Annotated in this window: 23 protein-coding genes; 21 read left to right on the top strand and 2 right to left on the bottom strand. The window is 71.3% G+C overall.

The window, feature by feature from the left end; all coding sequences use genetic code 11:
* The first annotated feature begins 39 nt into the window (after positions 1-39).
* From ASG04_RS06675 to dapF, 10 genes are all read left to right on the top strand, one after another.
* Positions 40-2943 (top strand): FtsK/SpoIIIE family DNA translocase, encoded by a 2904-nt coding sequence (locus ASG04_RS06675; protein ID WP_056121749.1) that lies wholly within the window; start codon positions 40-42, stop codon positions 2941-2943.
* Positions 2944-2945: 2 nt separating this feature from the next.
* Positions 2946-3584: a CDP-diacylglycerol--glycerol-3-phosphate 3-phosphatidyltransferase gene (gene pgsA, locus ASG04_RS06670; protein ID WP_056123703.1), complete on the top strand. Its 639-nt coding sequence runs from the start codon at positions 2946-2948 to the stop codon at positions 3582-3584.
* Positions 3581-4108, top strand: coding sequence for a nicotinamide-nucleotide amidohydrolase family protein (locus tag ASG04_RS06665; RefSeq protein ID WP_082517857.1), 528 nt, complete (start codon positions 3581-3583; stop codon positions 4106-4108). The genes pgsA and ASG04_RS06665 overlap by 4 nt, the downstream gene beginning before the upstream one ends.
* A 154-nt stretch (positions 4109-4262) precedes the next feature.
* Positions 4263-4571 carry a helix-turn-helix domain-containing protein gene (locus ASG04_RS06660; protein WP_056121748.1) on the top strand — a complete coding sequence of 103 codons (309 nt, stop codon included), beginning with the start codon at positions 4263-4265 and terminating at the stop codon, positions 4569-4571.
* Between the two features lie 119 nt (positions 4572-4690).
* Complete coding sequence (locus ASG04_RS06655) at positions 4691-4915, top strand: DUF3046 domain-containing protein (RefSeq protein WP_056121746.1); 225 nt, start codon at positions 4691-4693, stop codon at positions 4913-4915.
* 258 nt (positions 4916-5173) lie between these two features.
* On the top strand, positions 5174-6241 hold the full coding sequence (recA, locus tag ASG04_RS06650) for a recombinase RecA (RefSeq protein WP_056121744.1): 1068 nt from the start codon (positions 5174-5176) through the stop codon (positions 6239-6241).
* Entirely contained in the window at positions 6238-7179 is a 942-nt protein-coding gene (locus ASG04_RS06645; RefSeq protein WP_056121741.1) for a regulatory protein RecX, read from the top strand. Before recA ends, ASG04_RS06645 begins: the two co-directional genes overlap by 4 nt.
* Before the next feature lie 79 nt (positions 7180-7258).
* Positions 7259-8758, top strand: a complete 1500-nt coding sequence (gene miaB / locus ASG04_RS06640; RefSeq protein ID WP_056121739.1) for a tRNA (N6-isopentenyl adenosine(37)-C2)-methylthiotransferase MiaB — start codon at positions 7259-7261, stop codon at positions 8756-8758.
* 148 nt (positions 8759-8906) lie between these two features.
* A complete protein-coding gene (gene miaA / locus ASG04_RS06635; protein WP_056123697.1) occupies positions 8907-9809 on the top strand; it encodes a tRNA (adenosine(37)-N6)-dimethylallyltransferase MiaA in 903 nt (300 codons plus the stop codon).
* Positions 9806-10696, top strand: coding sequence for a diaminopimelate epimerase (gene dapF / locus ASG04_RS06630; protein ID WP_056121737.1), 891 nt, complete (start codon positions 9806-9808; stop codon positions 10694-10696). The genes miaA and dapF overlap by 4 nt, the downstream gene beginning before the upstream one ends.
* A gap of 333 nt (positions 10697-11029) precedes the next feature.
* Here dapF and ASG04_RS06625 read toward each other — a convergent pair whose 3' ends face one another.
* Entirely contained in the window at positions 11030-11644 is a 615-nt protein-coding gene (locus ASG04_RS06625) for a class I SAM-dependent methyltransferase (RefSeq protein WP_056121734.1), read from the bottom strand.
* A gap of 61 nt (positions 11645-11705) precedes the next feature.
* On the opposite strand from ASG04_RS06625, the gene hflX reads away from it, so the two are divergent.
* The gene (gene hflX / locus ASG04_RS06620; protein WP_056121732.1) at positions 11706-13229 is read left to right on the top strand and encodes a GTPase HflX; all 1524 of its coding nucleotides are present in this window, start codon (positions 11706-11708) and stop codon (positions 13227-13229) included.
* Positions 13230-13362: 133 nt separating this feature from the next.
* Here hflX and lexA read toward each other — a convergent pair whose 3' ends face one another.
* The gene (lexA, locus tag ASG04_RS06615; RefSeq protein ID WP_056121730.1) at positions 13363-14007 is read right to left on the bottom strand and encodes a transcriptional repressor LexA; all 645 of its coding nucleotides are present in this window, start codon (positions 14005-14007) and stop codon (positions 13363-13365) included.
* A 287-nt stretch (positions 14008-14294) separates the two neighbouring features.
* On the opposite strand from lexA, the gene ASG04_RS06610 reads away from it, so the two are divergent.
* The 10 genes from ASG04_RS06610 to ASG04_RS17570 form a co-directional block, all read left to right on the top strand.
* Positions 14295-14660, top strand: coding sequence for a LysM peptidoglycan-binding domain-containing protein (locus ASG04_RS06610; RefSeq protein ID WP_056121727.1), 366 nt, complete (start codon positions 14295-14297; stop codon positions 14658-14660).
* Positions 14661-14757: 97 nt separating this feature from the next.
* A complete protein-coding gene (locus ASG04_RS06605) occupies positions 14758-15864 on the top strand; it encodes a histidinol-phosphate transaminase (protein WP_056121725.1) in 1107 nt (368 codons plus the stop codon).
* Entirely contained in the window at positions 15861-16463 is a 603-nt protein-coding gene (gene hisB, locus ASG04_RS06600; protein WP_056121723.1) for an imidazoleglycerol-phosphate dehydratase HisB, read from the top strand. Before ASG04_RS06605 ends, hisB begins: the two co-directional genes overlap by 4 nt.
* Positions 16460-17095, top strand: coding sequence for an imidazole glycerol phosphate synthase subunit HisH (hisH, locus tag ASG04_RS06595; protein WP_056121721.1), 636 nt, complete (start codon positions 16460-16462; stop codon positions 17093-17095). Before hisB ends, hisH begins: the two co-directional genes overlap by 4 nt.
* Positions 17096-17315: 220 nt before the next feature.
* Positions 17316-18062 carry a bifunctional 1-(5-phosphoribosyl)-5-((5-phosphoribosylamino)methylideneamino)imidazole-4-carboxamide isomerase/phosphoribosylanthranilate isomerase PriA gene (gene priA / locus ASG04_RS06590; RefSeq protein ID WP_056121719.1) on the top strand — a complete coding sequence of 249 codons (747 nt, stop codon included), beginning with the start codon at positions 17316-17318 and terminating at the stop codon, positions 18060-18062.
* A gap of 4 nt (positions 18063-18066) precedes the next feature.
* Positions 18067-18894, top strand: coding sequence for an SseB family protein (locus ASG04_RS06585; RefSeq protein WP_056121717.1), 828 nt, complete (start codon positions 18067-18069; stop codon positions 18892-18894).
* Positions 18895-19066: 172 nt separating this feature from the next.
* A complete protein-coding gene (locus tag ASG04_RS06580; RefSeq protein ID WP_056121715.1) occupies positions 19067-19945 on the top strand; it encodes a ParA family protein in 879 nt (292 codons plus the stop codon).
* Positions 19929-20774 carry a segregation and condensation protein A gene (locus ASG04_RS06575; RefSeq protein ID WP_056121713.1) on the top strand — a complete coding sequence of 282 codons (846 nt, stop codon included), beginning with the start codon at positions 19929-19931 and terminating at the stop codon, positions 20772-20774. The genes ASG04_RS06580 and ASG04_RS06575 overlap by 17 nt, the downstream gene beginning before the upstream one ends.
* Positions 20764-21453 (top strand): SMC-Scp complex subunit ScpB, encoded by a 690-nt coding sequence (gene scpB, locus ASG04_RS06570; protein ID WP_082517855.1) that lies wholly within the window; start codon positions 20764-20766, stop codon positions 21451-21453. Before ASG04_RS06575 ends, scpB begins: the two co-directional genes overlap by 11 nt.
* A 218-nt stretch (positions 21454-21671) precedes the next feature.
* Positions 21672-22156, top strand: a 485-nt coding sequence (locus tag ASG04_RS17570; protein ID WP_200938416.1) for a hypothetical protein, incomplete at its 3' end; no start/stop codon positions are given.

Here is a 22156-nt window from a genome sequence, read left to right as displayed (position 1 = left end):
TGCCGGGCATTGTCCGCCCGGGGCGTTATGGTCGTCCCCATGGCCGGAGGCACCAAGTCGACCACGCGCTCGCGCGCGTCAACGTCGTCACGCACGAGTGGAGCGCGCGGTACGTCGCGCACCCAGGCCACCACGAAGAAGCTCCCACAGGCGACGCCCCCGGTCGAGTTCAGTGGACCGAACCCCCTCGTGACCGCATGGATGGGCATGGCGCACGGTGTGGGGGCGATGTTCCGCCTGCTCGGCAAGGAGTCCCTCGAGAAGGACCAGCGCCGCGACGGCTTCCCGTTCTTCCTGTTCGTGCTGGCCATCGCCGGTGCCGTCGTCGAGTGGCTCAACCCCACCAACGCGGTGTCGATCGCGCTCGACGCCTACACGTTCGGCGGCCTGTTCGGTCGGTTGGCGTTCGCGCTGCCGGTCATCATGGTCGTCTTCGCGGGGTGGTTGTTCCGGCACCCGGCGTCCGTCCACGACAACACCCGGATCGGGATCGGTCTCGGCCTGCTGCTCGTGTCGATCTCGTCGCTCTGCCACGTGTTCGGCGGACAGCCGAGCGCTGCCGACGGCATGCCCGCGCTCGCGACCGCCGGTGGAGTCCTCGGCTGGGTCGTCATCGGCTGGCTCGTCGCCGTCGCCACCGCGTGGATCGCCGTGCCGGTCGCCGTGGTGCTGCTCGTGCTCTCCCTCTTCATCATCACCAAGACGCCCCCGAACAAGCTCCCCCGTCGCCTGCACGAGCTCTACGCCTACCTGTTCGGTGCGCCCGCCCCGGCGGCCGAGGAACTCGACGAGTCCGCAGCCGAGCCGGCGGCACCGTCCCGCAAGCGCGGCGGCAAGACCACGTCGCAGGGTCTGCAGCTGTTCGACGACCTCGGCTTCGAGGACGGCGAGCAGCCCGACCCCGACGCCGAGGGGCACGTCCCCTGGTGGCGCCGCAACAAGTCCGGGCGCGAAGAAGACCCGGCGTACGACAGCCCCGTGATCCCCGCGGCGCAGACCGCCGCCGCGCCGGCAGCCACACCGTCGCCGAACGCCGGTGCCGCCGCAGGGCTCGTCGACCACACCCCGGCTGAGCCGGCGTCGGTGAACCTCAACGACTCGCTCGAGACCGAGGTCGCCGCCGACCTCGACCGCGCCGAACAGGCGCTCCGCGACTTCGGTGCGCCCGTGCCGGACGACGCAACAGAGGTGATCCGTCCCGGACGTGACGTGCCTGCCGTGGTCTCCCCGGCCCTCCCGGCCGACGTGGCGGAGCCGGTCCTGCCGGCGGACCCGGCGCCGTCTGCTGACGACCCGTCGCGCCCGTACCGACTGCCTGCCGCCAGCACGCTGAGCGCCGGCACGCCCTCGGTCGCGCGCAGCCAGGCGAACGAGGACATCGTCGCGGCGATCACCGGCGTGCTCACCGAGTTCAAGGTCGACGCGAAGGTGACCGGGTTCTCCCGCGGCCCGACGGTCACGCGGTACGAGATCGAGCTCGGCCCGGGTGTCAAGGTCGAGCGCGTCACCGCGCTGTCCAAGAACCTGTCCTACGCGGTGGCCTCGAACGAAGTCCGCATCCTGTCGCCGATCCCGGGCAAGAGCGCCATCGGCGTCGAGATCCCGAACTCCGACCGCGAGGTCGTGTCCCTCGGAGACGTCCTGCGCTCGAACGCGGCGACCAAGTCGAAGCACCCGATGACGATCGGTGTCGGCAAGGACGTCGAGGGCGGGTTCGTCGTGGCGAACCTGGCGAAGATGCCGCACATGCTCGTCGCCGGGTCCACCGGCTCCGGCAAGTCCGTCTTCATCAACTCGATGATCACCTCGCTGCTCATGCGGGCGAAGCCGTCCGAGGTCCGCATGGTCCTGGTCGACCCCAAGCGCGTCGAGCTGTCGATCTACGCGGGTGTCCCGCACCTGATCACGCCCATCATCACGAACCCCAAGAAGGCGGCCGAAGCGCTGCAGTGGGTCGTGAAGGAGATGGACATGCGGTACGACGACCTGGCGTCCTTCGGGTTCCGCCACGTCGACGACTTCAACAAGGCGATCCAGAACGGCGAGATCGTGCTGCCGGCCGGCAGCGAGCGCAAGCTCAAGCCGTACCCGTACCTGCTCGTCGTCGTCGACGAGCTCGCCGACCTCATGCTCGTCGCCCCGCGTGACGTCGAGGAGTCGATCGTCCGCATCACGCAGCTCGCCCGCGCTGCCGGCATCCACCTCGTGCTCGCCACGCAGCGACCGTCGGTCGACGTCATCACCGGGCTCATCAAGGCCAACGTGCCGTCGCGCATCGCGTTCGCGGTCACGAGCGTCACCGACTCCCGCGTCATCCTCGACCAGCCGGGCGCCGACAAGCTCATCGGGCAGGGCGACGCGCTCTTCCTGCCGATGGGCTCGTCCAAGGCCGTCCGCGTGCAGGGCGCCTGGGTGCAGGAGAGCGAGGTCGCCGAGGTCGTCCAGCACGTCACGCGACAGGCGCAGCCCGAGTACCGCCAGGACGTCGCCGCCGTCGTCGAGCGCAAGGAGATCGACGCCGACATCGGCGACGACCTCGAGCTGCTCCTCGCGGCGGTCGAGCAGGTCGTCTCGACGCAGTTCGGTTCGACCTCGATGCTGCAGCGCAAGCTCCGGGTCGGGTTCGCCAAGGCCGGGCGGCTCATGGACCTCATGGAGTCCCGCGACATCGTCGGGCCGTCCGAGGGATCCAAGGCCCGCGACGTCCTGGTCACGGCGGACCAGCTGCCGTCGGTGCTCGCGAAGCTGCGCGGCGAGGAGCCGCCGGCAGCGCCCGCTCCGCCGGTCGAACCGGGTGTCGGTGCGCCCGCCGCGGCCGTACCGGTTCCTGCGCCGGACGACGACCGGTACGGTGCTGACCCGGTGGGCGACATGACGCGCGGGTACGATCAGGTCGAGGACGAACCGGACGAGGACGCCTGGGGCCTCACAGGCAGGGAGTGATCATGATGACCGCCTCGGACGGCACCACCACGAAGCGGTTCCCGTGGCGCGGACGGCTGATCCGCAAGGGTCCCGGTCCCGCGTCGACGGCGAACGTCGCGAACATCATCACCGTCATCCGCATCCTGATGGCGCCGCTCTTCTTCGTCCTGCTGCTGTCGGACGGCGGGCAGGACACGGCCGTGCGCATCTGGGCGGCGGTGCTGTTCGTCGTGGCGATCGTCACCGACAGCGCCGACGGCATCATCGCCCGCCGCCAGGACCTGGTGACGGACTTCGGCAAGCTCGTCGACCCCATCGCCGACAAGGTCCTGATCGGCGGCGCACTGGTCGCCCTGTCGATCCTCGGTGAGCTGCCCTGGTACGTCACGGTCCTGATCATGGTGCGCGAGATCGGCATCACCGTGTTCCGGTTCGCGGTGCTGTCGGACCGCGTCATCCCCGCCAGCCGCGGCGGCAAGATCAAGACCGTGCTGCAGGCCGTGGCGATCACGCTCGCGCTGTTCCCGTGGTGGGGTTTCGCCGGCGACGTTGCCCACTGGACCAACGGCATCCTGATGACCGCGGCGGTGGTCGCCACCGTGCTCAGCGGGCTCGACTACCTGTGGCAGGCGTACCGGCACAACCGGACCGGCGCGTGACCCGACCCGGCGATCCGTCCCCGGACGAGGACCCTGTCCGCATCGCGCCACGGGTGATCGGGGAACTGACCGTCCGCGGTGAATCCCTCGCGGTGGCGGAGTCCCTGACCGGCGGTCTCGTGGTCGCGACGCTCGTGGGCGTCCCGGGAGCGAGCGCCGTGGTCCGCGGCGGTGTCGTGGCCTACGCGACCCCGGTCAAGGCGTCCGTGCTCGGTGTCTCTGCCTCGCTGCTGGCCGCGAACGGTGCCGTGGACCCCGAGGTCGCGAGGCAGATGGCGGCCGGGGTCCGGACGGCGCTCGCGGTCGACGGCGAGCCCGCCACGTGGGGGATCAGCACCACGGGGGTCGCCGGACCCGACCCGCAGGACGGCAAGCCGGTCGGCACGGTGTTCGTCGGCATCGCCTCGGCCGACGGCGCCCAGGCGTTCGCGCTGCACCTCGACGGTGCTCGTGACGCAATCCGACAGCGGACCGTCTCCGAACTCCTGGTACGACTGTTCGCCACGCTCCAGAGTGGGGAATGACCCGCGTTACCACCGGGTTACATCTCACGCAATCTCCAGCAGGACGGCAGCCCAGGTGGCTAGCATGCTGCAACCGGCAACGCTCGTGTTGCCGAACCCCGAAACGGTCATCCCGGCCGGTCGGGCGCGGAGACGACAGAGAGGAGGAGTTCTCATGGTTCTCGTTCGTCAGGAAATCGGCGATGTTCTGCGTGACTTCCGCTTGCAGAAGGGCCGGACCCTCCGTCAGGTCGCGTCCAAGGCCAGCGTTGCGCTCGGGTACCTCAGCGAGGTCGAGCGCGGTCAGAAAGAGGCCAGCTCGGAGATCCTCGCGTCCGTCGCGGACGCGCTGGACACCCCCATCTCGACGATCATGCGCGAAGTGGGAGACCGTCTCGCCGTGGTCGAAGGACTGGTCCCGGTCCCGGACATGCTCCCGGACGAACTCGTCGCCGAGTTCGACAACGACCTCGCGGTGCGCTGAGTCGCACGGCAACTGAACGCCCCCGTCGGTCCGCCGGCGGGGGCGTTCTCGCGTCCGTGGCGTGCACTGCCGGTGCCCTGCGTCACGTCGTGCGCGCGTGGCCGGTCTAGCCTTGTCGGATGCGTGTGAGTGAGTTCTGGCGGGCCGTCGACCAGGTCTTCGGCGAGGCCTACGGTGCCGTCGTCGCCCGTGACGTCGTGCTCGAGGAACTCGGCGGTCGCTCGGCCGCCGACGCGATCGCCGCAGGGGTGCCGACCCGCAAGGTGTGGGAAGCGCTCTGCGACTCCCAGGACGTCCCGCCGGAGCGCCGTCACGGCAAGGGCCTGCTGGAGCCGCGGGACTGATCGTCGGGGTCGAACACGCATTCGGCGTGTCGCTCGAACGCGTGTTCGACGGGTGGTACGTTCCTGCACATCGGAGTCGAGCGATGCATCCGTCCACAGGCAACGCGGCGACCGGCAGTCATGTCGGTGGCCAGCCCTAGGTTCGGAGGCATCGGGAGACACCCGGAGCCTTGTCCGAGAACCAGCAGCCCTGCACCACCGGCTGCTGGGGACCAGACAGCCTACAGGCGGCAGACCACGAGCACGCAGGAGCACACCATGCCTTCACCCGCAGACCGCGAGAAGTCCCTCGAGACCGCCCTCGCCCAGATCGACCGGCAGTTCGGCAAGGGTGCAGTCATGCGCCTGGGCTCCGACGACCGCGCCCCGGTCGCCGTCATCCCCACCGGTTCGGTCGCGCTGGACGTCGCGCTCGGGATCGGTGGTCTCCCGCGTGGCCGCATCATCGAGATCTACGGCCCGGAGTCGTCCGGAAAGACGACGCTGACGATCCACGCGATCGCCAACGCCCAACGTAACGGCGGCATCGCGGCCTTCATCGACGCCGAGCACGCACTCGACCCGGAGTACGCCAAGAAGCTCGGTGTCGACATCGACGCCCTCTTGGTGTCGCAGCCGGACACCGCAGAACAGGCTCTCGAGATCGCGGACATGCTCGTCCGTTCGGGGTCCATCGACCTGATCGTGATCGACTCCGTCGCAGCGCTGGTGCCCCGGGCCGAGATCGAGGGCGAGATGGGTGACTCCCACGTCGGCCTGCAGGCACGCCTCATGTCGCAGGCGCTCCGCAAGCTGGCCGGTGGCCTGAACCAGACGCAGACCACGATGATCTTCATCAACCAGCTGCGCGAGAAGATCGGCGTGTTCTTCGGTTCCCCGGAGACCACGTCGGGCGGCAAGGCGCTCAAGTTCTACGCGTCGGTCCGGCTCGACATCCGCCGCATCGAGACCCTGAAGACGGGGACGGACGCCGTCGGCAACCGCACGCGCGTCAAGGTCGTCAAGAACAAGATGGCACCGCCCTTCAAGCAGGCCGAGTTCGACATCCTGTACGGCACGGGCATCTCGCGCGAGGGTTCGCTGCTCGACTTCGGTGTCGACCACAACATCGTCAAGAAGTCCGGTGCCTGGTACACGTACGACGGCGACCAGCTCGGGCAGGGCAAGGAGAACTCGCGTTCCTTCCTGATCCAGAACCCCGAGATCGCCGCCGAGATCGAAGGCAAGATCCTCGCCAAGCTCGGTGTCGGTGGTGCCAAGCCCGCGGCCGACGCCGCTCCGGTGGAGTCCATCGAGCCCAAGCTCGCCGCGCGCAAGGGCGCGTGAGCATCGACGACGACGCGGACCTCGCGCCGGTCACCGACCTGTTCGGTGCGCGGTCCCGTCGTGGTCGGGGGCCCGCGGGGAAGGGCGACGCCGGCCGTGCCCAGGACGCGCCCGGTGACGACGAGCCGGGTGGCGATGAAGCAGGCCGCGTCGAGTCGGGCCGCGTCGAGTCGGGCCGCGACGAGGCAGACGCCGACGAGTCGTTCGCTGCTGATGCGGACACGCCGGTCCCGGTGCAGCTCGGGGGCTCACGGAGCCCGTCCGAGTGGGTCTCCCCGGTGATCGGGGACGGTTCGGGCCGTAGCGCTCGTGCCGAGCAGTCCGGGTACGACACCGAGGACGAAGCATCGGCGCCGACGGCATCGGTGTTCTCGATCACGGACGGCGACGAGATCGACCCCGCCGACGCTCCGCGCCCCCTCGACGACCAGCGTGCAGACGCCGAGCGCCTCAGCATGCGGGCGCTCGGACGCAAGGGCATCAGCGAGTCCGAGATGCGCTCGACGCTGGCGCGCAACGACCTCGACGCCCAGGTCGTCGAGGAGGAGATCGAGCGTCTGACCCGGGTCGGGTTGCTCGACGACGTGGCACTGGCGACCGACCTGGTCGACCGGCTGCACGACCGCAAGAGCCTGGGGCGTCAGGGTGTCGTCGCGGAACTCCGCCGCCGGGGCATCGACCAGGTCGCGATCGACGCGGCCCTCGACGCCGCGGCGGACGATGACGACGACGAGTTCCTGCGGGCGATCGAGCTCGCGCAGAAGCGCGCCGGGCAGATGCGGGGGCTCGACCGGGCAACGGCAGAGCGTCGTCTGTCGGGCTTCCTGATGCGCAAGGGCTACAACGGCGGGATCGTGCGGATCGCCGTCGAACGTGCCCTCGACGGCTCCACCCCGCCCCGGTCCGGGGGACCGCGCGGCCCCGTCCGCTTCGAGTAGCGCCGGGCTGGCCGCAGGCGGCTCCCGACCGACCGGCGGGACTGCCCTGCGGCCGGTCCCGACCTACACTGGGACGATCATGGCGACCGTCGACGCGCAGCCCCGCACCTACGAAGTCCGTACGCACGGGTGCCAGATGAACGTGCACGACTCCGAGCGGCTGAGCGGCTCGCTCCAGGCCGCCGGGTACGTCGCGGCCGACGGAGCCCAGGCCGACGTCGTCGTGATCAACACCTGCGCCGTTCGCGAGAACGCTGACAACCGGCTCTACGGCAACCTGGGGCAGCTCGCCGGCATCAAGCGCGAGCACCCGGGCATGCAGATCGCGGTCGGCGGATGCCTGGCGCAGAAGGACAAGGCCGTCATCCTCGAGAAGGCACCCTGGGTCGACGTCGTCTTCGGCACGCACAACATGGGCTCGTTGCCCACCCTGCTCGAGCGCGCGCGGCACAACGGCGAAGCCCAGCTCGAGATCCTCGAGTCCCTCGAGGTCTTCCCGTCGACGTTGCCGACCAAGCGCGACTCGACGCACAGCGGCTGGGTCTCGATCTCGGTCGGGTGCAACAACACCTGCACGTTCTGCATCGTCCCCTCGCTGCGGGGCAAGGAGAAGGACCGTCGCCCGGGTGACGTCCTCGCCGAGATCCAGGCACTGGTCGACGGCGGCGCGATCGAGGTCACGCTGCTCGGGCAGAACGTGAACTCCTACGGCGTGGAGTTCGGCGACCGCCAGGCCTTCGGCAAGCTGCTGCGGGCGGCCGGGCAGATCGAGGGACTCGAGCGCGTCCGGTTCACCAGCCCGCACCCGGCCGCCTTCACGGACGACGTCATCGACGCGATGGCCGAGACCCCGAACGTGATGCCGCAGCTGCACATGCCGCTGCAGTCCGGATCCGACCGGGTGCTCAAGGCGATGCGGCGGAGCTACCGAAGCGAGCGGTTCCTCGGCATCCTCGACCGGGTCCGAGCCGCCATCCCGCACGCCGCGATCTCGACCGACATCATCGTCGGCTTCCCCGGCGAGACCGAGCAGGACTTCGAGGACACGCTCCGCGTCGTCGAGCAGGCCCGCTTCGCGTCCGCCTTCACGTTCCAGTACTCCATCCGACCGGGCACCCCGGCGGCGACGATGGACGACCAGCTGCCCAAGGAGGTCGTGCAGGCCCGCTACGAGCGCCTCACGGCCCTGCAGGAGCGCATCACGGCCGAGGAGAACACCAAGCAGGTCGGCCGGACCGTCGAGGTCCTGGTGGCGAGCGGCGAGGGACGGAAGGACGACGCCACGCACCGCCTGTCGGGCCGCGCCGAGGACTCCCGCCTCGTGCACTTCTCCGTGCCGGCCGGCTCGGACGTCCCGCGGCCGGGCGACGTCGTCACCGTCGAGGTCACGCGCGCGGCGCCGCACTTCCTGGTCGCCGACGCCGCGGCAGAAGCGCAGCTGCGGGTCCGACGGACCCGTGCCGGTGACGCCTGGGACCTGGCGCAGGCCGAGTCGTGCGGGGTCCCGACCCCCACCGCGGCTGGCGCTGCTGCACGGCCGGTGTCGCTGGGACTGCCCTCGCTCCGTGTCGGTCGCTGACGCGGCGGTGCCGGGCGACCCGGAGCCGGGGGCCCCGGAGTCGCGCGACCAGGACCCGACGCACGACCTCGGCGCGATCGACGGTCTCGTCGCGACTGACGGTCTCGTCGCGACTGACGGTCTCGTCGCGACCGACGGTCTCGTCGCGATCGTCGGCGCGACGGGGACCGGCAAGTCCGACCTGGCGATCGCCGTGGCCGACCGGTTCCGCGAGCAGGGGCGGCGCGCCGAGGTCGTCAACGCCGACGCGATGCAGTTCTACCGGGGGATGGACATCGGCACGGCGAAGGTGCCGCCCGGGGAACGCCACGGCATCCCGCACCACCAGCTCGACGTGCTCGACGTCACGGACGAGGCCAGCGTCGCCGCCTACCAGCGGGATGCCCGGGCGACGATCGAGCGCATCACGGGTGACGGCGGGGTCGCGGTGCTCGTCGGCGGCAGCGGGTTGTACGTGTCCTCGGTCCTGTACGAGCTCGACTTCCCGGGGACGGACCCGGACCTCCGCGCCGAACTCGAACGCGCGCACGAGCAGCACGGGCCGAACGCGCTGCTCGCACGCCTGCGGGAACTGGACCCCGCGGCGGCGGCGACCATCGACGCCCGCAACCCGCGGCGCCTGATCCGCGCCGTCGAGATCGCGAGCCGATCGGACCGCGTGACCACGAGCCTCCCGTCCGCGCCGCAGGCATGGCGACCCGCCACGGTCCTCCGGCTGCACCGCGAACGGGAGCAGCTCGTGTCGGCCCTGCACGCGCGAGCCGCCCGGATGTTCGCCGACGGGCTCGTCGACGAGGTCGCAGCGCTCCGCGAGCGCGGTCTCGAGCAGGGGCGGACCGCGCGCGCGGCGATCGGGTACTCGCAGGCCCTCGAGGTCCTGCACGGCACGTCAACGCTCGACGAGGCGGTCGAGGCGACCGGCATCGCGACGCGCAAGTACGCCAGACGGCAGGTGTCCTGGTTCCGCCGGTACGCCGAGGCACAGGTGCTCGACGTCACCGAGAACGACCGCGGGGACCTCTCGGCGCTGGCCCGTAGGATCGTGCCGTGACCGAGCTGCACTTCACCAAGGGCCAGGGGACCGGCAACGACTTCGTCCTGTTCGCCGACCCCGACGCCACGGTCGACCTGACGCCGGAGCGCATCCGCGCCATCGCCGACCGCCGGTTCGGCGTGGGGGCCGACGGGGTCATCCGGGCCGTGCGGTCCGATGCGCTTCCCGAGGGGCGTGCCGTCGTCGAGCAGGCCCCTGAGGCCACCTGGTTCATGGACTACCACAACGCCGACGGCACCGTCGCCGAGATGTGCGGCAACGGCATCCGGGTGTTCGCACGGTACCTGACCGAGTCCGGGCTCGTCGACCTGCAGCCCGGCGAGACCCTGTCGGTCGGCAGCCGCAAGGGCGTCGTCGACGTCCAGCGCCAGGCGAACGGGTTCGCCGCCGACCTGGGGCGCTGGGGCCTCGGGATCGAGGGCGGTGGCGCGTCCGACGTGCTGGTCCGGGCGAAGAACCTGGACCGTGCGCGTCCGGGCCTGGGGATCGACGTGGGGAACCCACACGTCGTGGTGGCCGTCGCGACGGACGACGAGCTCGCTGGGCTCGACCTGACCTACGTGCCCGTGCTCGACCCGGCTCCCGCGGCCGGTGCGAACGTCGAGTTCGTGCTGCCCGGCGACCCGCTGGTGCAGGACGGCGTCGGGCAGATCACGATGCGGGTGCACGAGCGCGGCAGCGGGGAGACCCTGTCGTGCGGCACCGGGGCCGTCGCCGCGGCGCTGGCGACGCGGCACTGGGCGGGAGCGTCCGCGCCGGACACCTGGCGGGTGCGGGTGCCGGGCGGGGTCGTGACGGTGCGCATGTTCGCGGCCGAGGACGGCGAACACGTCTCGCTGGCCGGGCCTGCCGAGCTCGTCTTCTCCGGGGACCTGACGGTCTGACGGTGCCGAGCGGGTGCTGCCGTGTCCGTCTGGTGCCCGGTGCGTGATGCCCGGTGCGGGCTTCGTCACTCAGTGCGAGGACGTTGGGATGCACGGGGCGGGCAACCTCGCACCGGGTGGTGATCACGCACGGTGCGCGTTCCCAGGCCGGGAGGCTTCTTTCGGCTGGCCGACGTCGGTGACGCTCCTCGTGCCTGCCGTGCGGCGCCATGGTCGGTTCGGGTGGTGCGGGGTTCGTCGCCCGGTGCGAGGACGTTGGGGCGCACGGGGCGGGCAACCTCGCACCGGATGAGCGGGCGCACACGGTGCACGCCCGTGCGGCCGCTCGCCCCGCTACTCCGTCGCCCGGTGGACGCGCAGCACGCGGAAGCCCTTGTCGGTCGTCGACCGCGTGACGTGGAACGACGACCCGAGCGCGTCGTGCAGCCAGCGCTGGAGCGAGTCGCCGCCGAGGTCCTTCGAGACGACCAGCCAGGCGTCGCCGGCGACCTCGAGCCGGGGGAGCCACGTCATGAGGATGTCGTGGAGCTCGTCCTTGCCCACGCGGATCGGCGGGTTCGACCAGATCGTACGGAAGCGCAGATCGGCAGGGACGTCGCCCGGGAGCCCGATCGACACGTTCTCGGCTCCCGCGACCTGGGCGTTGTGCCGCGCCAGGTCGAGCACCCGCTCGTTGACGTCGACGCCCCACACCGTGGCGTCGGGGGAGTGCAGCGCCATGGTGATGGCGATCGGACCCCAGCCGCAGCCGACGTCGAGCAGTGCGCCGTCGGGTGCGGGCGGCGGCACCGAGCCGAGCAGCACGCGGGTGCCACGGTCGATGCCGTCCGGGCTGAAGACCCCGGCAGCAGTGGTGAGCGAGAGCGTCCGACCGGCCAGGGTGACGGAGATCTGGCGCGGGCGCGCCGGGCTCTCCGGGGTGGCCGAGAAGTAGTGGTCGTTCGCCATGGAAGAACCGTACCGGCTGACCCGTGTGTCCTGGCGGCGCCGGAGGTACCCTGTGGACAGCATGACGGAACCCAACAACCAAGCTGAAGGCGACGGCGTCGTCGAGCGCGTGCTGCGCAACGCCGACTCGCGGGCCAGCTCGTCCATCTTCGCCCCGGCGCAGGCCATCCAGACCCGATCGGTCGACGAGCACGGCTGGGCCGGTGACGGCGACCAGTACGACCGTGAGGACCGCGCGGCGCTGCGTCGGGTCGCCGGTCTCTCCACCGAACTCGAGGACGTCACCGAGGTCGAGTACCGGCAACTCCGGCTCGAGCAGGTCGTCCTGATCGGCGTGTACGCCCAGGGCGACGCGGCCGACGCCGAGAACTCCCTGCGCGAACTGTCCGCCCTCGCCGAGACCGCCGGCGCGGTGGTGCTCGACGGGCTGCTACAGCGGCGACCGCACCCCGACCCGTCGACGTACCTCGGCAAGGGCAAAGCCGAGGAACTCGCGATGGTCGTCAAGGCCACCGGTGCCGACACGGTGATCGCCGACACCGAGCTCGCGCCCTCGCAGCGGCGTGCGCTCGAGGACGTCGTCAAGGTCAAGGTGATCGACCGCACGGCCGTCATCCTCGACATCTTCAGCCAGCACGCCAAGTCCCGCGAGGGCAAGGCGCAGGTCGAGCTCGCCCAGCTCGAGTACCTGCTCCCGCGGCTGCGCGGTTGGGGTGAGTCGATGTCCCGCCAGGCCGGTGGCCAGGTGTCGGGCGGTGCTGGCATGGGCTCGCGTGGTCCCGGTGAGACCAAGATCGAGCTCGACCGTCGACGCATCCACACGCGGATGTCGAAGCTCCGTCGTCAGATCGCCGGCTTCCGCCCTGCGCGCGAGGCCAAGCGCGCCGACCGCCACCGCAACGAGGTCCCGAGCGTCGCCATCGCCGGGTACACGAACGCGGGCAAGTCCTCGCTGCTGAACCGGCTGACCAGCGCGGGTGTGCTCGTGCAGAACCAGCTGTTCGCCACGCTGGACGCCACCGTGCGACGGACCGAGAGCACCAAGGGCCGCGAGTTCACCTTCGTCGACACCGTCGGGTTCGTCCGGAACCTGCCGCACCAGCTGGTCGAGGCATTCCGGTCGACGCTCGAGGAAGTCGGCGAGGCCGACGTCATCGTGCACGTCGTCGACGGCTCGCACCCGGACCCGGCCGCGCAGCTCGCGACCGTGCGCGAGGTCATCGGGGACGTGGGCGCCCGGGACATCCCGGAGATCGTCGCGTTCAACAAGGCCGACCTGATCGACGACGCGCAGCGCCTGGTGCTCGTCGGGCTCGCCCCGGATGCCGTCTTCGTGTCGGCGCGCACCGGCGAGGGCATCGGCGACCTGCTCGCCGCGATCGAGTCACGGCTGCCCGAGCCGGACGTCGACCTGACCGTCGTCGTGCCGTACGACCGTGGGGACCTGGTCTCGCAGCTGCACGACACCGGCGCGGTCGAGACCGTCGACTACGTCGAGTCCGGCACACGACTGCGGGTCAAGGTGTTCCAGCGACAGGTCGCGGAACTCGACCCGTACGTGGTCGCGCCGGTCCCGTCGGCCTAGGGCTCCGGCCCGACGCAGTCCGGAGGCCCGACCGACGTCCGCCACGCGTCGCCCGTTCCGTGAGACGCCTTGGAACACACGAAACGCCGCCAGCGATGGCGGCGTTTCGTCGTGACCGGGGCGACTCGGACGATCAGAGGGAGCGGAGGACCGCCACGACCTTGCCGAGGACCGTCGCCGCGTCGCCGAGGATCGGCTCGAAGGCGGTGTTGCGCGGCAGCAGCCAGGTGTGGCCGTCGCGCTGTCGGAAGACCTTGACGGTGGCTTCTTCGTCGAGCATCGCCGCGACGACGTCGCCGTTCTCCGCCGTCTGCTGCGACCGGACGACGACCCAGTCGCCGTCGCAGATCGCGGCGTCGATCATCGACTCGCCCACGACCTTGAGCATGAACAGGTCGCCGGTGCCGACGAGCTGTCGGGGGAGCGGGATGATCTCGTCGACGTGCTGCTCTGCCGTGATCGGCACACCGGCGGCGATCCGGCCGACCAGGGGGACCAGGGTCGTGGCGTCGACGTCCGGGCCGTCGACGTCTGCCGACGGCTCGTCGACCAGGACCTCGAGCGCGCGGGGGCGGTTCGGGTCGCGGCGGATCCAGCCACCGAGCTCGAGCTGTCCGAGTTGGTGGGAGACGCTGGACAGCGAGGACAGCCCGGCGGCGTCACCGATCTCGCGCATGCTCGGCGGGTAGCCGCGGCTGGCGATGGAGGCGCGGATCGCGTCGAAGATCGCCTGCTGCTTCGCGGTGAGCGGTTTCTGGACCCGCAGTTCGTCCGGCACGTCGTCTCGCCTTCTGGTCGTGACCCTGGACGGCCGATGGGGAATGTCGGTGGTCCCCGTGAGACTTGTCCCAGTCAGTCGAAACAGTATCCGACCGCCTTCAGCCGGACAAACACCTGTTCGAGCGTGTCGCATGAAAACCTCGCGGAAAAGTCCCCAGGGGTCTTGTGTGTCCCGCCGTTCGAACGTATGTTCGGTACAGCGCTTCGGAACGTGATTTCGCCCGCGCAACCGGATCACAGGTCCATCGGGGCAGCGGTCCACCAAGACAAGGAAGGCACCACGAGATGAGCACCATCGCACTTGCACCCATGCAGGACGCTCCTCGCGTCGTCGGCACCCACCTCCGCCTGACCCGGCGCGGCCGGATCGTCCTCACGGCGCTGGCGGCGCTGCCGCTGCTGGTCGCCGTGGCGTTCTTCGCGCTCAACGGCGGGCAGGCATCCGCCGGCAACACGGCGGGTCACAGTGACTTCCAGACGGTGACCATCCAGCCCGGGGAGACCCTGTGGGCACTCGCTGAGCAGACCGCCCCGAACGCCGACCCGCGCGACTTCGTGCAGGACGTCATCAGCCTCAATGCGCTCGACGGTTCGGCGCTGCAGGCCGGCGAGCAGATCGCGATCCCGACCAAGTACACCGACGCGCGGTAGCGCGGTAGCGCAGGAGCGCGGGGGCGCGGCGCCGGCAGGCCGCACCACCGTCCGGACGGCCGGGAGTCCCCTCGGCCGGGCGCTCTACGATGGATCGGTGGCAACCACGCTCGAAGACCTCCCGATCCGCGACGACCTCCGCGGGCAGAGCCCGTACGGCGCTCCGCAGAAGCACGTCAGCGTGCAGCTCAACGTCAACGAGAACACGCATCCCGTGCCGCAGGACGTCGCCGAGGACATCATCGCGTCGATCCGTCGGGCGCTCGAGACGGTCAACCGCTACCCGGACCGTGAGTTCACGGAGCTGCGCGTGTCCCTCGCGGGGTACCTCGGGCACGGCATCGTTCCGGAGCAAGTCTGGGCGGCGAACGGCTCGAACGAGGTCATCCAGCAGCTGCTGCAGGCCTTCGGCGGTCCGGGCCGCAGTGTGCTCGGGTTCCCGCCCACCTACTCGATGCACTCGATCATCGCGTCCGGCACCGGCACACGCTGGATCCCCGCTGCGCGCGACGCGGCCTTCCGGATCTCGCCCGAGACGGCGGTCGCGGCGGTCCGACAGCACCAGCCCGACGTCGTCTTCCTCTGTGGCCCGAACAACCCGACGGGCACGCCGCTCGACCTCGCCACGATCGAGGCCGTGTACGACGCCACCGACGGGATCGTGATGGTGGACGAGGCCTACGCCGAGTTCATGCCGGTCGGTCAGCCCACGGCGCTGACGCTCCTCGACGGCCGCGAGCGCCTGGTGGTCTCGCGCACCATGAGCAAGGCGTTCGCGTTCGCCGGCGCCCGGGTCGGGTACCTCGCGGCCGATCCCGCCGTGATCGACGCGCTCCGGCTGGTCCGGCTGCCCTACCACCTGTCCGCCCTGACCCAGGCGGCCGCCGTCGCCGCACTGCGACACGCGCCCGAGATGCTCGCGATGGTCGACGACATCCGCGGGCAGCGCGACCGCATGGTGACCGAGCTCCGCGCGATGGGGTACACCCCGCACGAGACGTGGTCGAACTTCGTCCTCTTCGGCGGGGTGGCGGACCCGCACGCCGCGTTCGAGTCGTTGCTCGACCAGGACGTCATCGTGCGCGACCTCGGCATCCCGAACCACCTGCGCGTGAGTGCCGGGACGGAAGCGGAGACGACCGCCTTCCTCGACGCCATGCGCCGGGTCGCCGCCGACCAGCCGCCGGTTAGGGTTGGGCCATGACCGCGCGCACCGCCACGATCAGCCGCCGCACCAGTGAGTCGAGCGTCGAACTCGAGCTCGACCTGGACGGCATCGGGGCCTCCGACATCGACACGAGCGTGCCGTTCTTCGACCACATGCTCACGGCGTTCAGCAAGCACTCCCTGATCGACCTGCGCGTGCGGTCGACGGGGGACACCGACATCGACGTGCACCACACCGTCGAGGACACCGGCATCGTGCTCGGTCAGGCCCTCAAGCAGGCTCTCGGCGACCGGTCCGGCATCGGTCGCTACGGCGACGCGCTCGTGCCCCTCGACGAGGCCCTGGCCCAGGCGGTCGTCGACGTCTCCGGACGTCCCTACCTCGTGCACACCGGTGAGCCGACCGGGTTCGAGTTCCACCGCATCGGCGGGCACTTCACCGGGTCGATGGTCCGCCACGTGTTCGAGGCCATCACCGTGAACGCCGGCATCACCGTGCACGTCCGCGTGCTCGAGGGCCGCGACCCGCACCACATCGCCGAGGCCGAGTTCAAGGCGTTCGCGCGGGCGATGCGGCGCGCGGTCGAGCTCGACCCCCGTGTCGACGGCATCCCCTCGACGAAGGGCGCCCTGTGACCGGGACACCGAACGTCGTCGTCCTCGACTACGGCTCCGGCAACGTCCACTCCGCAGCCAAGGCCCTCGAGCGCGCCGGCGCCGACGTGACACTGACGTCGGACAAGCGCACAGCGCTCGAGGCCGACGGGCTCCTCGTCCCCGGCGTCGGTGCCTTCGCGGCCGTCATCGACCAGCTCGAAGGGGTCCAGGGCGGCGAGATCGTCGACCACCGTCTGGCCGGGGGACGACCGGTGCTCGGCATCTGCGTCGGCATGCAGGTCCTGTTCGCCCGCGGTGCCGAACGCGGTGTGGACGTCGAGGGCCTCGGGCAGTGGCCCGGCACGGTCGAGCAACTGCAGGCCGACGTCCTGCCGCACATGGGCTGGAACACGGTGCAGGCCCCCGAGGACACGGTGCTGTTCGACGGGCTGCAGGACGAGCGCTTCTACTTCGTGCACTCGTACGGCGTGACCGACTTCCCGCTGGAGGCGTACGGGCCGTTCCGGGCCCCGAAGCTCACCTGGGCCGAGCACGGGCAGCGCTTCATCGCGGCGGTCGAGAACGGCCCGCTCACCGCCACGCAGTTCCACCCCGAGAAGTCCGGCGAGCCGGGCATCCAGCTGCTCCGCAACTGGGTCCGCTCGCTCTGACGCGGCGCGACCGGTACCCGGTGCGAGCAGGACCGGACGCACCCAGTACCGGACGTACCCAGTACCGAACGCGACCAGCACCGGACGCAACCAGCACCCGACGCCACCAGCACCGAACCCGCCCAGTACCGAACCCGCCCAGCACCGGACCCGACCTGCGCGACCGTCTCGCACCGGGCCTCCCGGCCGCCGTGCAACCAGCCACAGAACCGACAGGACCATGACCGAGCTGACCTCCACCCCGCCCCTCGTCCTGCTGCCCGCGATCGACGTCGTCGACGGCCAGGCCGTCCGCCTGACGCAGGGGGAAGCCGGCAGTGAGACCGGCTACGGCGACCCGGTCGCCGCGGCGCGCGCCTGGCGTGACCAGGGTGCCGAGTGGATCCACCTGGTCGACCTCGACGCGGCGTTCGGCCGGGGCGACAACCGGCGGGTGATCGCGCACGCGATCCGCGAGGTCGAGGGCGTCCAGGTCGAGCTGTCGGGCGGCATCCGCGACGACGCCGCGCTCGAGGCCGCACTGGCGACCGGTGCGGCGCGCGTGAACCTCGGGACCGCGGCGCTCGAGGACCCGGAGTGGGCCGCGCGGGTGATCGGTGAGTACGGCGAGCAGATCGCCGTCGGGCTGGACGTCCGCGGCACCACGCTCGCAGCCCGCGGTTGGACCGAGGACGGCGGCGACCTGTGGGAGGTCCTGGACCGGCTCGAAGCCGCCGGGTGCGCGCGGTACGTGGTGACCGACGTGACGAAGGACGGCACGCTGCAGGGTCCGAACGTCGAGTTGCTGCGCCAGGTGTGCGACCGCACGGACCAGCCCGTGGTCGCCTCCGGCGGGATCTCGACGCTCGACGACCTGGTCGCGCTGCGCGGACTCGTGCCGCACGGGCTCGAGGGCGCCATCATCGGCAAGGCCCTGTACTCCGGCGCGTTCACGCTGCCGGCCGCGCTCGACGTCGCCTCGGAGTAGCCGCGTGGCGGGCATCTCGAACGGCCTCGGTGGCGCACCGGACGAGCGCGAGCGGACGCACGACCACGGCGTCGGCGACCACAGCGCGGACTCGGCGGGCTTCCCGTGGGCCGGGCGCACCTTCGACAGCCACGACGACGCGTTCGCCGACGACGACGGCCTGGCGGACCCGGCGCTGGTCGCCGCCATCGCCGCGCTGCCCACCGGAGGATCGCAGTCGGCGGTCGTCGCAGCGCTCGGGACCGCACGACTGCTCGTCCCGCTCGTGGCCGAGGCCGGCGAGGTCGGCGAGACCCCGGACGGCCGGGTCGTCGACAAGACCCAGGAGCTCTCGATCGTCACGGTCGCGGGCCCGGACGGCCGCACGGTGATGCCGGCGTTCACCTCGGTCGCCGCGATGCAGTCCTGGGACGCCACGGCGCGGCCCATCCCGGTCGAGTCCCGCCGCGTGGCGATGGCCGCCGCCAGCGAAGACACCCAGCTCGTGGTGCTCGACCCGACCGCGTCGACCGAGTTCGTGCTGCGCCGTCCCGCGGTCTGGGCGCTCGGACAGGACCTGGCGTGGACGCCGTGCTTCGAGGACCCCGAGGTCGCTCGGGCCTTCGCCGACTCCGTCGCCGCCGAGCCCGCCGTCGCCCGCGTCGAACTCGCACCCGGCGACCCGCTCGGACGCTTCGCCGGACCCGAGCTGACCGTCGGGCTGGTCCTGCACCCGGGCCTCGACCGCGACCACGTCGGTGCCCTGGTCGGTCGGCTGCAGCAGCGGTGGACGGCCGACGTCGTCATCGCGGAACGCGTCGACAGCATGCGGGTGGCGCTGCGCGCCGTCTGAGGCGTCCGCCGGGAGGGCCCGGTCGCCCGGGTCCCGTCCGCTGCGGCCGGCGCGACGGCCCGGTCACGGTCGTCACCGCCGTGCGCACGGGCGTCGCCACCGTCCGCACGGGCGTCGCCACCGTCCGGCGGTGCGCCCCGGACCGCGCCGTGTGCGCCGGTACGATGACGGGGTGAGCACGAACCCGACGACCCAGCCCGGCACCGGCGAGACCACGTACGGTCCGACCGGCCGGCCCGTTCGCGAGTTCCCCGTGCCCGAGGAACTCGACGGACACGGCCCCGCCCGCATCATCGCCCTGTGCAACCAGAAGGGCGGCGTCGGCAAGACGACCACCGCGATCAACCTCGGTGCCGCGCTCGCCGAGTACGGCCGCAAGGTCCTCGCGGTCGACTTCGACCCGCAGGGCGCACTGTCCGCGGGGCTCGGGGTGCGCACGCACGACATCCACACCGTCTACGACCTGCTCATGGGTGCCGTGAAGGACCCGAACCAGGTCATCCAGCCGACGAACACCCCCGGGCTCGACGTCATCCCGGCCAACATCGACCTGTCCGCCGCCGAGGTCCACCTGGTCAACGAGGTCGCCCGCGAACAGATCCTGGCGAGCGTCCTGCGCAAGGTCGCGAAGGACTACGACGTCATCCTGGTCGACTGCCAGCCCTCGCTCGGCCTGCTCACCGTGAACGCGCTGACCGCGGCGCACGGCGTGCTGATCCCGCTCGAGTGCGAGTTCTTCGCCCTGCGCGGTGTCGCACTGCTCATCGAGACGATCGACAAGGTCCGCGACCGCCTCAACCCGGCGCTGACGCTCGACGGCATCCTCGCGACCATGTACGACTCGCGCACGCTGCACTCCCGCGAGGTCATGGAGCGCGTGGTGGACACGTTCGACGAGCGCGTGCTCGACACCGTCATCGGTCGCACCGTGAAGTTCCCGGACGCCACCGTGTCCGCCCGGCCCATCACACAGACGGCGCCGGAGCACATCGCGGCGAAGTCCTACCGGCAGCTCGCACGAGAGCTCGTCCAGCGTGGCGCCGTCGCCTGACCCCGTCGCCGACACACCGGCCGTCCCCGGGCCGCAGGGCTTCCGGGTCCGCCTGACGAACTTCGACGGGCCGTTCGACCTGCTGCTCTCGCTCATCACGAAGCACGAGATGGACATCACCGAGGTGGCGCTCGGCGTCGTCACGGGGGAGTTCATCGCGCACGTGCGCCAGGCCGAGTCCGCCGAGGAGCTCGACGAGGCGAGCGAGTTCCTGGTCGTCGCGGCCACCCTGCTCGACCTGAAGATCGCCGGGCTGCTGCCGCAGGGCGAACTCGTCGACGCCGAGGACGTCGCGCTGCTCGAGGCCCGCGACCTGCTGTTCGCCCGGCTGCTGCAGTACCGGGCGTTCAAACAGGCGGCCGACTGGTTCGGCGCACGCTGGAGCACCGAGTCGCGTCGGCACGTCCGGAGCGTCCGGCTCGAGGAACGGTTCCGCGCCCGCACACCCGAGCTGGTGTGGACGCTGTCCGCGCAGGATTTCGCCGCGCTCGCCGCGCTGGCGTTCGCCCCGCGCGAGATCCCGACCGTCGGGCTCGACCACCTGCACGCCCCGCTCGTCAGCATCCGCGAGCAGGCCGCGGTCGTCGTCTCGATCCTCCGGACCCGCGCCGCCACGGGCGATCCCGACGTCGCGTTCCGCGAACTGGTCGCCGGGGTCGACATCACGGGTATCGTGGTGGCTCGTTTCCTCGCGATCCTCGAGCTCTACCGGAACGCGTCGATCACCTTCGAACAGGACGAGCCGCTCGGGGAACTGACCCTGCGGTGGACCGCGGAGCACTGGACCGACGAGAGCCTCGCCAACCTTGGAGCCGACTATGACGGATGACGTCCACGACGTCTCCAGCGCCGAACCCGGCGGCGCCGACGAGATCGGTGACGCCCGCGCCGTCGAGCAGTCGATCCGTGCGCAGTCCGTCCGCGCGCAGGCGGCCGGTCACGCCGTCGACCGACAGCTCGAAGCGATCCTGATGATCGCCGACGAACCGCAGTCGCTCGTCGCGCTCGGCACGGCCATCGGCGTCCCCGTCCCCGTCGTCCGCCAGGGGATCGAGCGCCTGGTCGCGGACTTCGACGGCGTCGACGGCACGGTCCGCCGGGGCTTCGAGCTGCGCGAGGTCGGCGGCGGCTGGCGCTTCTACGTCCGCGCGGAGCTCGACGCGGTGGTCGAGCAGTTCGTCGAGGCGGAGCGCCCGGCACGGCTGTCCCAGGCGGCGCTCGAGACCCTGGCCGTCGTCGCCTACAAGCAGCCGATCACCCGTTCGCAGATCGCCTCCATCCGCGCCGTCAACGTCGACGGTGTCGTCCGCACCCTGGTCGCCCGCGGGCTCATCGAGGAGTCCTTCACCGACTCTGAGACCGGCGCCATCAACTACGTCACATCCGACCTGCTCCTGCAGCAGCTCGGCATCAACTCGCTCGACGAACTGCCGCTGATCTCTCCCCTGTTGGAGGACGGCGTCGACGGTTTCGAGCAGAACGAAGGGATCCCCGATGGCCGCGTATGAGGACGGACGACACGGCGGCGCCGGTCGCAGGGACGGCGGCTCCGGCGGCGGACGACCGGGAGGCCCTGGTCGGCCGAGTGGGTCGGACCGCGGTGGGTACCGGGGTCGCGACGACGAGCGTGGTCGTCCCGGCGGGTCGGACCGCGGTGGCGACCGTGGTGGGTACGGCGGACGGTCGTCCGGTGGCGCGCCGCGCGACGACCGCGGTGGGTTCCGTCGTGACGACCGCACCGCGGACCGCGGAGCTCCGCGCCGTGACGACCGCAGCCCGGATCGCGGAGCTCCGCGCCGTGACGACCGTGGGTACGGCGGCCGCCCCTCCGGTGGTGCGCCGCGCGACGACCGCGGTGGGTTCCGCGGCGCCGATCGCGGTGCCGACCGGGGCGCTCCCCGTCGGGACGACCGCGGCGGGTACGGGCGTCGCGACGACGACCGTGGCGCTCCGCGTCGTGACGACCGTGGCGCTCCGCGTCGTGACGACCGTGGCGCTCCGCGTCGTGACGACCGTGGGTCGGACCGTGCTCCGCGACGCGACGACGGCGGGTTCGTGCGGCGCGAGGACCGTGGCGCTCCCCGTCGTGACGACCGCGGGTTCGTCCGACACGAGGGCGACCGGCGTGACGACCGTGGCGCTCCGCGCCGTGACGACCGCGGGTACGGCCGTCGTGACGAGGACCGTGGCGCCCCGCGTCGTGACGACCGC

The organism is Curtobacterium sp. Leaf183, assembly GCF_001424385.1.
Lineage (GTDB): Bacteria > Actinomycetota > Actinomycetes > Actinomycetales > Microbacteriaceae > Curtobacterium.
The sequence above is the reverse complement of the archived record's forward strand: the minus strand, read 5'-3'. Positions and strand labels throughout refer to the sequence as shown.